Raw genomic sequence first — 15,042 nt, forward strand, 5'->3', positions numbered from 1 at the left:
GATTTGTCGATGTGTCAACAGTAAATAATAATTATTATCAATTAAAATAAATTAACATCTTTGCGTATTATGTGAGAGTTTGAGAGAAAGCGTTAGTTGAGGATTTCATGTTTAAAATAAAAAATATAAAAGTTTCGCGCGTAGCCATTGCGCTCAGTCTGCTATTTTTGTGTAGTTGTTCGGCTTCGTTTACTTATAATAACTTAACGTGGCTTTCATCGTTTTGGGTAGATGACTACATTGACCTAAATAAGCAGCAAAACCAGCAACTCAAAAGTATTATTAACACAACCCAGCAGTGGCACCGCACCACGCAATTACCCGCCTACAAGCAAGATATACTAAATCTAAAAGGGTTATTTAATCAGCAGTTAGACTATCAAAAATTAAAGTCGCAAGTGGTATTGGCCAGAGCTCATTTTCAAAATATTCTTGAACATGCGCATATACCGCTCGCGCAGTTAGGGCTTACGCTTTCTTATGCGCAGCGCGAAGAGCTTATTGCTAATATCCAAACGCAAATTAACGAAGAATACGAAGAGTTTAATGAATTAACAGCGCAGGAGCGCAAAAGCGAGCGCCTAGAAAGACAGCTCGATTACTACAAACAATGGCTAGGAAAGTTAACCCCTGTGCAAACGCAGCTTATTACCCAAGCTAACAATGCTCATTATGACTCTTCATTGCTTTGGCATCAGTACAAGCAAACGCGTTTAAATGCAGCGCAGCAAGTACTTTTAAATAAAGCGCTCAGTGAGGCTGAATTTGTAAAACAATTAAGCTATGTAATTACACAGCGAGAAGCGTATATGAGCGAAGAACTATTAGCCAGTAATGATGCAAACTTAGCGCTCTATGTAAACCTACTTATTGAGCTAAATACCACATTGAGTGAGCAGCAACGCGAGAGTGTAAATAATGAGTTTGATGAGCTAATTAATACGCTCACCGATTTAATTGAAGATTAATGCTTATTTAAGCTAAGGCTGACATTAGCCAAAAAGCTAACGTATTGTTTGCTAATTAAGCATGTGTAACTTTTTATAAATTATACGCTTATTAAGGAAGTTAGCGCGAGGCGTACTGCGGTGGATGAATTTACAGCAGGGAGTTTGGTTTTTAGTCAGGGCAGAGCCTTTGAAGGCGATTTAATTGCACCTAGAGTGAAAAATTTCAATCCACACAGGTCACCTCGCCCTCGATAAATGCTAAGATAATATTTCATATTTAATAACGTCCTATCTGATCGATTTTAAAATATATCACGTACGCTTCTCACTTATTTGTTGCTTGATTATCCTCGTTATATCTAACAAATGAAGCAAAGCGACACCATGGTGATAATTAAAACGCGCATATTAAGGTTTGTAATGGCTGCAGTCTATGGTTACTGATTTAAAAGGAATGCTCAATACGTGGTACCCGCTTCGTGATGAACAACAATGGGTGCTAGCAACCTTGTACCAAATTGAAGGGTCTAGCTATCGAAAATTGGGCGCGATGATGCTTATTTCAAGCCTTGGCCAGCGCTTAGGCATGCTTTCGGGTGGCTGTTTAGAGGCTGATATTCAGCGCCACGCCAAACAGGTTATGACCTCATTACACTCTAAAACTATTACCTACGATGCAACCGATGAAGACGACTTAACATTTCAGCTAGGAATTGGCTGTGGTGGTGTAGTGCATATTATTTTGCAAAGCGTTAATAGTGAAAACGAATACTTACAACTAGATAGCATGTTTAATGCGCTTAAAAATAAGCAATCGGGGCACTACATACAGCAAATTAAACCTTTGGTGGCAAAGGGGTCTGGCGTTTTTAAAACTGTGGCGCAGCAGCACAACTTATCTTTAAACCGCAAAGCAACGCTTTTAGAGCAAGATAAAGTCCAACGTTTAGAAGTGGCTATTTACCCCAGCGCACATTTATTAATTGTCGGTGGTGGCGCTGATGCGATACCGGTATACGCGTTTGCTAAACAACTCGGGTGGATGGTAAGTGTATGGGATAGCCGAGCTGCAAATGCTAAAAGAGACTACTTTAAGCAGGCCGATAATATTTTGCGTTGCCCAGCTGCGCAGCTTAAACAATTTTGCGAACAGCACAAAGTGGATGCCGCTGTTTTAATGGCCCACAGTGTAGAGCTTGACTCACAGGCGTTAGCCGCACTTGAGCAAAGCCAACTAAAGTACATGGGGCTACTGGGGCCTGCACATCGCCGAGCGCAAGTGTTTGAACATGCAAATACAACGGTAAATAAGGTAGTAGCGCCTGTATTTGGTCCTGTTGGGCTTAATTTGGGAGGCGACTCGCCAGAGAGCATAGCTTTGTCGCTCATTAGCGAAATTCATGCGGTATTTGCTAATAAAGATGCTACATCGTTAAGTAATTGGGGCAACTAAGGTGCGCGTAGCAAAGGTTATTTTAGCCGCTGGGCAATCGTCGCGCTTTAACGGCTGTAAGCTTATAGCCGATGTAGGTAATAAACCAATGATTTGCCGCGCCGTAGATACCTTACAAGGTAATGACACATTACCCATATACGTTATTAGCGGTGCTTGGCATGCGCAAATTGAACACGCGTTACGTGGCTATAACAATGTTGAAATACTGCATAATCCACACTGGCAAATAGGCTTAGGAAAATCCATTGCGCTGGCAACACACACTATAAGTAAGGCGCACTCATTAGAGGGGATTTTATTTATGCTGGCGGATCAGGTTGAGCTTAGTGCTACACACATAAATACTTTAATTACTCATTTTAACAACAACCCCTCGCGCTGGTGTGCTGATTATGGCGAACGCCTTGGCGTACCTGCTGTATTTCCTGCCTGTGATTTTAAAACACTAGCAGCGCTAAATTGCGATAAAGGCGCTCAACATTTACTGCGCGATACACAGGTTGACGTTAATACCATTTTACTTAAGCAGGCAAGCACAGATATCGACACTCAACAGCAATTAAAGCAGTTTATTAATAATAACAACCTAACTGTAAGCGAATAAACTAAAAGATATAGCCTAAACTTTAGGTTAAACGTTCAAAACGAGATTAAATTTTTAACAGTTATGCCAGTGCGCATTTTAAATGTGCGCTGCAATGCAAAGCGCAATAGTTTCAACGTACGGTGGTATAAAAAGTAACGTGTATGGGTCATGCGTTACTTTAATTTTATTTAGGCTTAATGAAGGGGCAAGCTATGGTGACGTTTACAGTTAATGGCAAAGAGGTTAAATCGCAAGCAAGTGCAGATACACCTTTGCTGTGGGTTATTCGCGATGAAATAGGGTTAAAAGGAACTAAGTTTGGTTGTGGTATTGCTATGTGCGGTGCATGTACAGTGCATTTAGATGGGCAAGCAACACGCTCGTGTGTATTACCCGTGGGCGCAGTGGCAGGAAAAAACATTACGACCATTGAAGGACTTAACAACGCGCACCCGCTGCAAAAAGCGTGGGTAGATGAGCAAGTACCTCAGTGCGGTTACTGTCAGTCTGGACAAATTATGCAAGCGGCTACGCTATTAGCAGACAATCCAAATCCAACAGATCAAGAAATAGTAAATCATATGAATGGCAACTACTGCCGCTGTATGGCGTACAAGCGTATTAAATCGGCTATACAACGTGCAGCTGATGAATCGCAAAGTGCAGTACAAATGTTTAACCCCAAAGAGCTAGACGTGTAACTGGAGCCGACAATGAAAAAACTATTTCAAAAAAATACCGAAACCGTAGACTTAAACCGTCGCTCTTTTATGATTAGTACAGCAACTGCTGGCCTGGTTATGGCATTTGCTCCGGCAATATTTTCAGGTGAACTTAGCGCCAAAGAGTCGATTGCACAACAATCGTTTTCACCCACAATTTGGTGGACTATGAACCAGCAAGGTGAAGTAGTCGTTAGTATTGCCAAAGCTGAAATGGGCCAACACGTAGGCACCGCCTTAGCGCGTATTGTGGCAGATGAGCTTGAGTGCGACTGGGATAAAGTATCAATCACGTATGTAGATACGCACGAAAAGTGGGGCTACATGGTTACAGGTGGCTCGTGGTCGGTGTTTCAAAGCTTTAAGCCCCTTTCACAAGCTGGCGCTGCGGGGCGTATAGCCCTTATAGATGCAGGGGCTAATATGCTTGGGGTTAAACCTGAGCAGTGCCACGCGAGCAAAGGGCGTATAATTGCAGGCGATAAATCGCTCAGTTATGCCGATATTGTTAAAAATGGTGAGTTTAACCGTACCTTTAGCAGTGAAGAAGTTGCAAAACTGCCGTTAAAGCCTGCCAATAAACGCCACTTAACGGGTTTAAAACAAGACTTTAAAGCGCTTGATATTCCGGCAAAAACAAATGGTACTGCCGTATACGGTATAGATGTAGAGCTTGAAGGCATGGTGTATGCGCGCCCTGTGATCCCACCAACACGTTATGGTAGTGAAGTGACACAGGTGGACGATAGCGCTGCAAAAGCAATAAAAGGCTATAAAGGGTTTGAGATTTTAAACGACCCGAGTAATACCGTACAAGGCTGGGTGGTGGTTTTAGCTGACAATTACCCCAGTGCTATTAAAGCGGTAGATGCGCTAAAAGTAACCTATAAAAAAGGGCAAACAGCTAATGTTACAGAGGCCGATATTCAATCCCTCGGCGAAAAATTATGTAACGATAGCAACGCTGGCACCTTATTTGTTAATGAAGGTGATACCGCTAAAATGCAGGCTGAGGCAACGCAGTCTCTTGAGTCACTGTACACCACGGCAACAGCAAGCCATTATCAATTAGAGCCGCTTAACGCGGTGGCAGAGTTTAAACAAGACAAGTGGATTATCCATACCGGTAATCAGTGGCAGTCTTTAACATTACCTGCATTGGCCAAGGCGTTAGAGGTTGAACAAAATAACGTTATCATTCGTCCTTATTATTTAGGCGGTGGATTTGGGCGTCGCTTGTTTGGTGATTGGACTGTGCCTGCAGCATTAACAGCGAAAGCGATTGGCAAACCCGTAAAACTGGTATTTACGCGCGCAGATGATAGCTTATTTGATCAATCACGCTCTGCCTCTACAGCTAAATTAACAGCTTCGTTTAATGAAAATGGCGAGCTCAGTGCAATGGAGCATGCTTTTGCAGCAGGTTGGCCAACAAAAGCAATGGCACCAGGCTTTTTATCACCAGGGGTTGATGGCAATGGTAAGTTTGATGCATTTTCAGCCTCTGGAGCCGATCACTGGTACAGCATGGATAACCACCGTGCCCGGGCAATTAATAACGAATTAGCGCAAAGCACATTTACCCCAGGTTGGCTTCGCTCGGTAGGCCCTGGTTGGATAGCATGGAGCTTAGAGTCTTTTATCGACGAAATAGCGCACAAACAAAGGATTGATCCGGTTGAGTTTCGTTTATCAATGCTCGATGGCAAAGGTAAACAAGCAGGTAAAGCCCCTGAAAGCGTGGGCGGAGCGCTGCGCTTAAATGCGGTACTTAAAAAAGTGTCAGCGAAGGTCGCAAATGTTAAGCTGGGTGAAAATGAAGGCATTGGTTTTTCAGTAAGTTCAGGCCAAGAGCGTAATATGCCAGCGTGGATTGCCACAGCAGCTCATGTGCACGTAAATAAAAGCGATGGCAAAATTACGCTTAAGAAGCTTTATGCCGTGGTAGATGCAGGTTTAATTGTTCACCCCGATGGTGCACTAGCCCAGCTTGAAGGTTCGTTATTGTGGGGTACAAGCCTTGCGTTACATGAATCAAATAATTACCAAAACGGACAAGTAGCAGCCACTAACTTTAACACTTACTTACCACTTAGAATGCAAGATGTGCCCGATATGGACATAGAGTTTGTACAAAGTGATGAGTTTCCAATGGGCTTAGGTGAGCCAGGTGTAATTGGTGTTGCGCCAGCTATTGGAAATGCGGTATTTAATGCAGTCGGTGTACGGTTACGTAATTTACCCATGAAACCCAATGAGCTTAAAGCAGGTCTTTCGGCCTAGTTAAGTGCTAACAAAGCGCGTAGGGCACAGGCTTTACGCGCTTTGAACTTAGCGATGAATTATTAAATGTTAAAGGCTTTTTTATGCTAGTCGACCCAGCAGGGCGAAAATTTAGTTATCTACGTTTATCTATTACTGATGTATGTAATTTTAAGTGTGTGTATTGCTTACCGGATGGTTATCAATGCGATCACGACCGAGACTTTCTTTCACTTAACGAAATTAGCAATACCGTAAACGCCTTTGCTCATCATGGCATATCAAAGTTACGCATTACTGGCGGTGAGCCAACCCTCAGAAAAGATTTTATAGATGTAATTCGTGCGGCAAAAGACACCCAAGGTATTACCAAAATAGCCGCCACTACAAATGGTTACTCAATGCATAAACATGTTAAAGATTGGGCACACGCAGGGCTCAATGCAATAAATGTTAGCATCGACAGCCTAGACCCACGTATGTTTAATACCATTACCGGCAACGATAAGTTTGCCACGGTTATGCAAGGCATAGACACGGCCCTAGAGAGCGGCTTAGATTCAGTAAAAATAAATAGCGTACTAATGAAACAGTACAATGGTCGTGCCCTTGAACCTTTTTTAGCCTATTTAAAGCACAGGCCCGTAACGATGCGCTTTATTGAGTTAATGCAAACAAACGACAATAAAGCATTTTTTGATGCTAACCATATATCGGGGCAATCCATAAAAGAGCAGTTGCTTCGCGCTGGTTGGCAGCCCATTATACGCGATGTAACGGCGGGGCCTGCGCAAGAGTTTTACCACCCTGATTATTTAGGCAAAATAGGGTTAATAATGCCTTACAGTAATGACTTTTGTGCTACCTGCAACAGGCTAAGAATTTCATCACTGGGGAAACTGCATTTATGTTTGTTTTCTGAGCAGGGTATATCACTTAGAGAATACATGAGTGATAACACTAATCAGGCATTAATTGATCAGTTAGCGCGTTACATAAAAACAAAAAAACCAACGCACTTATTGCACCAAGGTAACACCGGGGTCACTACAAACTTATCTATGTTAGGTGGGTAAAGGCATAAATGTAGTGTAATTCGCTACTGAGTTTACTGTTTTCGCTACACAGTTTAATAAAATGACTGTTTTTACCTATTTAGCTACTTGTTATATTTAATTTTAAGGTTACACTGAATTTTTTATTATTTTAAGTTTTTTGAATGGATATAGCAGCACTTAGTAGTACTAAATCATTAAGAAGAAACGTTCTGAAATGGATGTGCTTGTGTTTTGGTTTTGTCTCATTGTTTTTTGCTGCGTTTAATATTTTTTTAAATAACTTTGCGTTATTAGGCTATTTAGAAATAGCGCTCACTGTATTTTGTGCCTACACCTACCACCGATTAAACACACACGCACTCGAAGTATGGCAATCTGTTGTTATGTGCATATTTGTCACCTTTGTTATTGTATTAGGTAATTATTTAGCAAAGCCAATAAATGGTTTGTATGTGTGGTCGTTTGCGTTACCTGTGTTGTATTACCTGTTGCTAGGTAAGCGTTATGGCATTGTATTATCGGCTTTGCTCTTTGTACTTCAAGGTGCCATATTATTAACCAAAGCATCGCAACTTCCTCTAACAACGCTTAACTTCAGTTTAAATCTTGCCTTTGTTTATATCAGCATTTGGGCCATTTCTCATGTATTTGAAGGCAGCCGTGCTTTATCGTCTAAACGGCTGAAAAATCTGGCCTTGTTGGACCCACTTACTGGGGCTGCAAACCGTTTATCAATGAACCATTACTTTGCAGTAGAGCTTAAAGATAAGTCGCAACTTTATTTGTTTTTACTCGACCTAGACTTTTTTAAACAGGTTAACGACACCCATGGCCACGCAGTAGGGGATAAAGTGCTGATTGAAGTCGCCACCTTATTACGGGTTGTATTGGCAAAAGGGTATGTATTTAGAGTGGGTGGGGAAGAGTTTGCTTTACTACATTCTTTTGCGTCACAAAGTGATGCATTGGCAATGGCCGAAACCATAAGAGAAAAACTCAACAATACGGCATTTGAGATTGATGGACTAAAAATAAATGTAACTGCCAGTATCGGCGTTGTTAAGTATCGCCAAGGCGACACGCTTGAAAAGTTTGTAATTAAAGCAGATAAACAACTGTATAAAGCAAAAGAATATGGCCGCAATAAAGTGTACTTTCAAGCAAATGCCAACCTGATTGAAAAGCCTCAAATAGCCTAAGTACGAGGCTAGTACATTTGCTCAAAATTTGGGATGTTGTTTTCCCAAATTGGTTTGTCTTTACCTAGGTATTCTCTTACTGCATCAAAAAATAAACGTGTTCTTACTGGTAAGTCTCTGTGTGGGTACACCGCATACATATGGCTAAACTCTTTTAACTTAACATCCGTTAAAATGGGCACTAATTGACCTTGTGTAATTTCTTTATCGATAATAAATGCTGGCGCAACAAAGTAGGTAGTCCCTGAAATAGCTTTCATTAGCAGTACTTCTGCATCGTTTGCTCTGTACACGCTTTTTATTTTTAGCTCGCACGGCTCACCTTTACTATCGTAGTAATCTATGGTTTCTACGCGCATAGCGTTACTTGCATAACTTGCAGCGGGTAACTGCACCAGCTCTTCTATGGTTTGTGGCATACCATAGGTTTTTATAAATTCAGGGGCGGCTACAATAAGCAGCCTGTTACGGGCAATTTTACGGGCAATTAATGAGGAGTCTTTAGGCTCACCAATTCTAAATGCTAAATCAAACCCTTCAGATACAATATCAACTAGCCTATCGTCTAAACGTAGCTCTACTTCTACTTGTGGAAAACGTTTTTGAAAGTCGTTTAGCACAGGTTGTAAATAACGCCGGCCAATTAATGTTGACGAAGTAACCTTTAGCACACCGCGTGGCTCTAAGTGGTAGTTTTCGGCCATACGTACGGTTTCACCAAGTAACTCTCTTAGCTCTGACGCTTTTTTAATCATTTCTGCGCCCGCCGCCGTTAACGAAAACGAACGGGTGGTGCGGTTTAATAACCTAACGCCTAGCTCGTCCTCTAATCGACTGATTTGTTTAGATATAACAGAGCGGTCTATATTTCTTATTTCTGCAGCTTTGGCAAAAGAGCCTTGTTCTACCACTTCAAGCAGCATTAAAAGCCGGCTTGTTGTATCCATTATGATCACCCAATAAATGTTATTGATGCCATTTTGGCATTAATGAATTTATAAATCTATGGTTTTTGTCCGCAAGTATAGTCCGTAACATGCCAGGTAAATAAATAAAGGAGCGTCTTCATGAATAAACATTTAATTGCTGCTGCATTAGCTGCGGCAACTCTATCCTTAGCGGGCTGTGCCGATGAGAGCACACCTAATGCGCAGCAACAACAATTACAACCTATCGATGTAGCACAAGTTTTAATTAAACCAGTACAAAGCTGGCACACCTACACCACGCGTTTAGAATCGCCGCAAGAAGTTGCGCTGATGCCGCGTGTATCTGGGGTGATTGATAGCATTGAATTTAAAGAAGGTGATGTTGTTAAGCAAGGCGATGTGTTGTTTCAACTTGACGAGCGCCCTTTTGCAGCAGTTGTAGCAAGCCTAGAAGCGCAAATACACAGCGCAGAAGCTGCACTTGAACAAGCTAAAAGTGAAGACAAACGAGCAGTGCGCTTATTAGAGCGTAAAGCTATTTCAACAGAACAAGCACAGGCGCGTACCTCAACGCTTCGCCAGCGCGAAGCACAACTTGCAGCGCTGCAAGCACAGCTTACCTCTGCAAAGCTCGATTTAGAATTTACATCAGTAGTTTCGCCGATTGATGGTGTTATCTCACGCGCAAATATTACCAAAGGTAATAACGTATTAGCGGGTCAAAGTGTATTAACGTCAATTGTTTCTAATAAAGCGATGTATGCCTACTTTGATGTTGATGAGCGTACCTGGAATAGCGCCTTTAACGATGTAACCGCGCAAAGCCGCCAAACAGTTGTTATGCAAAAAGTAGGGCAAAAAGAGTTTGCTTACCAAGGCTATATTAATTTTATTGATAACCAAATTAATTCAGCAACGGGTACTTTACGTGTACGTGCGGTATTTGAACAAGATAACAATCAATTACGTGCAGGTTCTTTTGCTCGCGTTAAATTGGCAGCAAACGAAGTGAGCGAAAAAGTAATTATTCCTGAGCGTGCTATTGGTACCGATTTAAAAAATCGCTTTGTGTTAACCGTTGGCGAAAACAACGTGCTTGAATACAAATTAATAGAAGTAGGCGAGCGCTATGGTGCGTTACGCGCTGTTACTGCTGGCCTAAGCGAAGGCGATATTATTGCGGTAAATGGCCCTGCACGTGTAGGCCCAGGTATGCCAATTTCGCCAAATACAGTAACAATTGATACAAGCGGCGTGGCTTTTACATTGTCAAACGACAACGCGCAGCTAATGGCTAAGCAATAAGGTTTATTGATGAAATTTTCACACTTTTTTATTCAGCGACCAATTTTTGCAGCCATGCTGTCGTTGGTTATTTTAATTGCTGGTGGTATTTCACTGTTTCAACTTCCTGTAAGTGAATACCCTGAGGTTGTGCCACCTACTGTTGTGGTAACAGCAAATTACCCAGGTGCTAACCCAACCGTTATTGCGCAAACTGTGGCAACGCCGCTTGAGCAAGAAATTAACGGCACCGAAAACATGTTGTATATGTTTTCTCAAGGCACCAGCGATGGCCGTATGACACTTACGGTAACGTTTGCATTAGGCACCGACCTAGACCGTGCACAAGTGCAAGTACAAAACCGTGTAAACAGTGCATTACCACGTTTGCCCGAAGAGGTGCAGCGCTTAGGTGTAGTAGCTGAAAAATCATCACCCGATTTAACCATGGTGGTGCATTTATACTCGCCTGAAAACAGCCACGACACAGCGTATTTATCTAACTATGCCGACATTCATATTAAAGATGAAATTGCCCGTTTACCAGGTGTAGGCGATATTCGTTTATTTGGTGGTGGTAAGTACTCTATGCGTGTCTGGTTAAACCCAGATGCATTAGCAGCGCGTGAGCTTACAGCCACCGATGTTGTGGCTGCTTTGCGCTCGCAAAATCAGCAAGTTGCAGCGGGTAGCTTAGGTGCACAGCCAATTTCTAACGACAGCCAATTTCAAATTTTGTTAAACGTAAAAGGGCGTTTAAACAGTGTTGAAGAGTTTGAAAAGGTCATTATTAAAGTGGGCGAACAGGGGCAATTAACGCGTTTGTCTGATGTAGCCCGTGTTGATTTAGGCCAAGATACCTATGCACTTCGTGCAGAGCTTGATAACCAGCCAGCACTTGCAATGCCAGTGTTTCAGCGCCCAGGTTCAAATGCAATTGAGCTCTCTGATCAAGTACGCGAAACCATGGCGCGTTTATCACAAGATTTTCCGGCAGGGGTTGAGTACGACATTGTTTACGACCCCACTGTGTTTGTACGTGGTTCAATAGATGCGGTTATAGCAACGCTACTTGAAGCCATTGTATTAGTTGTAATTGTGGTTATTGTATTTTTACAAACGTGGCGCGCGTCTATTATTCCATTGATTGCGGTGCCAATTTCGTTAATTGGTACGTTTGCTGTAATGCAATGGCTAGGCGTGTCTATTAATACGCTTTCGCTGTTTGGCTTGGTACTGGCAATTGGTATTGTAGTTGATGATGCGATAGTTGTTGTTGAAAATGTAGAGCGAAATATAGAACAAGGGCTTTCGCCTTTAGAGGCAACACGTGTTGCTATGAGCGAAGTAACCGGGCCAATTATTGCGATAGCGTTAGTGCTGTGTGCGGTATTTATTCCTACTGCATTTATTACCGGTTTATCGGGTCAGTTTTATAAGCAATTTGCACTAACAATTACTATTTCGACTGTTATTTCGGCGTTTAACTCGTTAACTCTATCGCCTGCGCTATCGGCATTATTATTAAAATCGCACGATGCAAAACCAGATGCATTCACGCGTTTACTTAATAAACTGTTTGGTGCGTGGTTATTTAAACCGTTTAACCGCGTGTTTGACCGTGGCGCTAAAGGCTACGAAAAGCTGGTACAAAAGCTTATACGTATGAGCGTTATTGTTATGGTGGCCTATGTTGCGCTGGTGGGCGGTACAATTAAATTGTTTGATACCGTACCTGGTGGCTTTATTCCACAGCAAGATAAGCAATATTTAGTTGCGATTGCGCAACTGCCAGATGCAGCAAGTTTAGACCGTACCGAAGATGTGCTCTCGCAAATGCAAAAAATAGCATTAGAAGTACCAGGCGTTGCACACACCGTGGCGTTTCCAGGCTTATCGGTAAACGGTTTTACTAATAGCCCTAATAGCGGCATTGTATTTACGCCACTTGAGAGCTTTGATAAACGTACCGACCCTAGTCAATCAGCAATGGCAATTGCCGCGCAGTTAAATCAGCGTTTTGCAGCTATTGATGAAGCGTTTGTGGCTGTATTTCCGCCGCCACCAATTCAAGGTTTAGGCACAACAGGTGGCTTTAAGCTGCAAATTGAAGATAGAGCAAATAAAGGCTTTGATGCACTATTTAATAGTTTGCAAACCATTATTGGTAAGGCGCAGCAAGACCCCGCGTTAATGGGCTTATATTCAAGCTTTCGCATTCAAGTACCGCAAATGGATATTGATATAGACCGCGAGCAAGCGCTTATTCAAGGTATTCCTCTTGATGAAGTTTTTGACGCATTGCAAATATACCTAGGCTCTGTGTATGTGAATGACTTTAATATGTTTGGGCGTACTTATCAGGTTAATGCGCAAGCTGATGCTGATTTTCGTCTTGATCCTGAGCAAATCCTTAACCTAAAAGTACGTAACAGTGCAGGAAATATGGTGCCGCTTGGCTCGGTACTTACAGTTACACCAACAATAGGGCCTGACCGTGTAATGCATTACAACGGTTACCCAAGTGCAGAACTAAACGGCAGTCCAGCCCCCGGTTATAGCTCTGATCAGGCACAAACTGCTATTGAAACAATATTAGCCGACAACCTGCCAACAGGTATTGAGTACGAGTGGACAGAAGTAACGTACCAACAAGTACTTGCAGGTAACACCATGGTTTATGTATTCCCATTAGTTGTGTTGCTTGTATTTATGGTGCTTGCTGCGCAGTACGAAAGTTTACGTTTGCCACTGGCCATAATATTAATTGTACCGATGACTATTTTCTCAGCACTATTAGGTGTGTGGTTTGTAGGCTCAGACAATAATATATTTACTCAAATTGCATTAATTGTACTGGTGGCACTCGCCTCTAAAAACGCCATATTAATGGTAGAATTTGCCCGCGACCAACACGGCGGTGGGTTAACGCACTTTGAGGCAATATTAGCGGCGTGTCGTATGCGTTTACGCCCAATATTAATGACCTCAATTGCCTTTACAGCTGGGGTTGTACCTTTGGTACTTGCAACCGGTGCCGGCGCCGAAATGCGCCACGCAATGGGTAACGCGGTGTTTGCAGGCATGATAGGGGTAACGGTGTTTGGCTTATTATTTACACCTGTGTTTTATATGTTAGTTGTGAAAAAGCAGCAAAAAGCAAAGGGGTTATCGCATGACTAATTTTATCGCTAAACCTATCAAAACGCGCTTAACGTTAAGTGCTGTGATAGTGGCTGCTTTTTTATCTGGTTGCGCTAGCAAAATAGATACACAAAGCGAGCAAAACGCTATTAACGATTTTGTAGCTCAAGCAAATATTGCCAGCAATGTTGCCATTGCAGATGAAACAAATTGGTGGCACAAGTTAGAGTCAAAGCAGCTAAATGCTTTGGTTAATAGCGCACTTACCAATAACTACAATTTGCAAACAAGCCAATTAACGCTTAAAAGTACCCTTGCCCGACTTGGTGAGCAAAAAGCGCAATATTTACCCCAAGGCGGGGTAAATATTGGCGCAGCACGAAGCGATGCACCGAGTGTGTTTGACCGTCAATCGAGTGCTAACATTGCGCTTGATTGGCAGTTAGATTTATTTGGCCGTATTACTGCTTTGGTTGATGCTGCAAATGCATCGGCCATGAGCCAAGCCGAGCAAGTACGTTCACTGCAAATTGAAGTGGTATCGTCTGTTGTTAAAGGGTTTGTAAGCTATCAAGGTAATGTTGAAAAACAACACATTATAGCCATGCAAATTAACGCATTAGAGCAAAGCATTGAGGTACTTCAAGCACGTGTGGATGAAGGCGTTGCCAACGAGCTTGACCTAAACCGTACTATGGCACAGCTTAGGCAGCAAGAAGCTCTAATGCCCGCTATTGAGTATGCTAAATACAGCGACTTATCAACTTTAGCTGTGCTTACAGGTAAGCTTGCGCAAGACATTGCGATAGACAATGAGCAAAACCTGCTGGAGCAAAGCTTTAGCGTTGCGCTTAAAAATGCCAATAGCGCCATTGCCCTTCGCCCTGATATAAGCCGTGCATTGTATGATTTTAGCCAAGCCAACAGCTTAAGTGTGGCGGCAAGTAAAGCCTTACTACCTGATATTAGCTTATCAGCCTTTGCAGGCGTAGTGAGCATAGACAGCACGGGCTTAAAAAATACTGATCAGCAATGGCAAGTAGCCCCCCAGTTGCAATGGTCAATATTAAGTTACCCCGCACTCCTTGCTCAGCGCGACGCACAGCAGTTTTTAAGTGAAGCTGCCTACAGCGACTATCAGCAAATAGTATTAAATGCGGTGACTCAAAGTGAACTTTCATTGCAAATGTTGGTCAATCAACAACAGCAAGAGCGTTATGCTAAACAGCGCTATGGCTTTGCAAATAAAGCATTTTTACAAGCACAGGCGATGTACGAAGAAGGCCAAATACCGTACTTAGAGTTGTTAGATGCACGCCAGGATGTTTTAATGGCACAAGAAAACGCTGTTGACACAACTATTGCTACATTGCTTGCTAAAGTGAATGCTTATCAGGCATTTAACGGCCAATGGAGCTATGCACTGAGCAGTACAAAATAGGTAGAGTTAAT

Annotated in this window: 11 protein-coding genes; 10 read left to right on the forward strand and 1 reads right to left on the reverse strand. The window is 42.4% G+C overall.

Annotated features, from left to right (window positions below; genetic code table 11):
- The first annotated feature begins 107 nt into the window (after positions 1 to 107).
- The 7 genes from OIZ54_RS04495 to OIZ54_RS04525 all read left to right on the forward strand — a co-directional run bounded on the left by OIZ54_RS04495 (position 108) and on the right by OIZ54_RS04525 (position 8,233).
- Complete coding sequence (locus OIZ54_RS04495; RefSeq protein ID WP_264389836.1) at positions 108 to 968, forward strand: DUF6279 family lipoprotein; 861 nt, start codon at positions 108 to 110, stop codon at positions 966 to 968.
- Positions 969 to 1,383: 415 nt separating this feature from the next.
- A complete protein-coding gene (locus OIZ54_RS04500; protein ID WP_264389837.1) occupies positions 1,384 to 2,403 on the forward strand; it encodes an XdhC family protein in 1,020 nt (339 codons plus the stop codon).
- A 1-nt stretch (position 2,404) separates the two neighbouring features.
- Positions 2,405 to 3,010: a nucleotidyltransferase family protein gene (locus OIZ54_RS04505; protein ID WP_264389838.1), complete on the forward strand. Its 606-nt coding sequence runs from the start codon at positions 2,405 to 2,407 to the stop codon at positions 3,008 to 3,010.
- A 194-nt stretch (positions 3,011 to 3,204) separates the two neighbouring features.
- Entirely contained in the window at positions 3,205 to 3,693 is a 489-nt protein-coding gene (locus OIZ54_RS04510) for a (2Fe-2S)-binding protein (RefSeq protein WP_029771953.1), read from the forward strand.
- A gap of 12 nt (positions 3,694 to 3,705) precedes the next feature.
- Positions 3,706 to 5,997, forward strand: a complete 2,292-nt coding sequence (locus OIZ54_RS04515) for a xanthine dehydrogenase family protein molybdopterin-binding subunit (RefSeq protein ID WP_264389839.1) — start codon at positions 3,706 to 3,708, stop codon at positions 5,995 to 5,997.
- An 83-nt stretch (positions 5,998 to 6,080) separates the two neighbouring features.
- Complete coding sequence (gene moaA, locus OIZ54_RS04520; RefSeq protein WP_248461954.1) at positions 6,081 to 7,052, forward strand: GTP 3',8-cyclase MoaA; 972 nt, start codon at positions 6,081 to 6,083, stop codon at positions 7,050 to 7,052.
- Between the two features lie 143 nt (positions 7,053 to 7,195).
- On the forward strand, positions 7,196 to 8,233 hold the full coding sequence (locus OIZ54_RS04525; protein ID WP_248450338.1) for a GGDEF domain-containing protein: 1,038 nt from the start codon (positions 7,196 to 7,198) through the stop codon (positions 8,231 to 8,233).
- Between the two features lie 8 nt (positions 8,234 to 8,241).
- Here the strand turns inward: OIZ54_RS04525 and OIZ54_RS04530 are convergent, their stop codons facing one another.
- Positions 8,242 to 9,180, reverse strand: coding sequence for a LysR family transcriptional regulator (locus tag OIZ54_RS04530; protein WP_004588705.1), 939 nt, complete (start codon positions 9,178 to 9,180; stop codon positions 8,242 to 8,244).
- A gap of 120 nt (positions 9,181 to 9,300) precedes the next feature.
- On the opposite strand from OIZ54_RS04530, the gene OIZ54_RS04535 reads away from it, so the two are divergent.
- The 3 genes from OIZ54_RS04535 to OIZ54_RS04545 are packed head-to-tail and all read left to right on the forward strand — an operon-like array spanning position 9,301 to position 15,031.
- Positions 9,301 to 10,467: an efflux RND transporter periplasmic adaptor subunit gene (locus OIZ54_RS04535; protein WP_264389842.1), complete on the forward strand. Its 1,167-nt coding sequence runs from the start codon at positions 9,301 to 9,303 to the stop codon at positions 10,465 to 10,467.
- Between the two features lie 9 nt (positions 10,468 to 10,476).
- On the forward strand, positions 10,477 to 13,629 hold the full coding sequence (locus OIZ54_RS04540; RefSeq protein ID WP_055253997.1) for an efflux RND transporter permease subunit: 3,153 nt from the start codon (positions 10,477 to 10,479) through the stop codon (positions 13,627 to 13,629).
- Positions 13,622 to 15,031, forward strand: coding sequence for a TolC family protein (locus tag OIZ54_RS04545; RefSeq protein ID WP_264389843.1), 1,410 nt, complete (start codon positions 13,622 to 13,624; stop codon positions 15,029 to 15,031). Before OIZ54_RS04540 ends, OIZ54_RS04545 begins: the two co-directional genes overlap by 8 nt.
- The last annotated feature ends 11 nt before the right edge of the window (positions 15,032 to 15,042 follow it).

Origin of the sequence: Pseudoalteromonas sp. A3 (assembly GCF_025942345.1) — a bacterium.
Classification (GTDB): Bacteria; Pseudomonadota; Gammaproteobacteria; order Enterobacterales; family Alteromonadaceae; genus Pseudoalteromonas; species Pseudoalteromonas atlantica.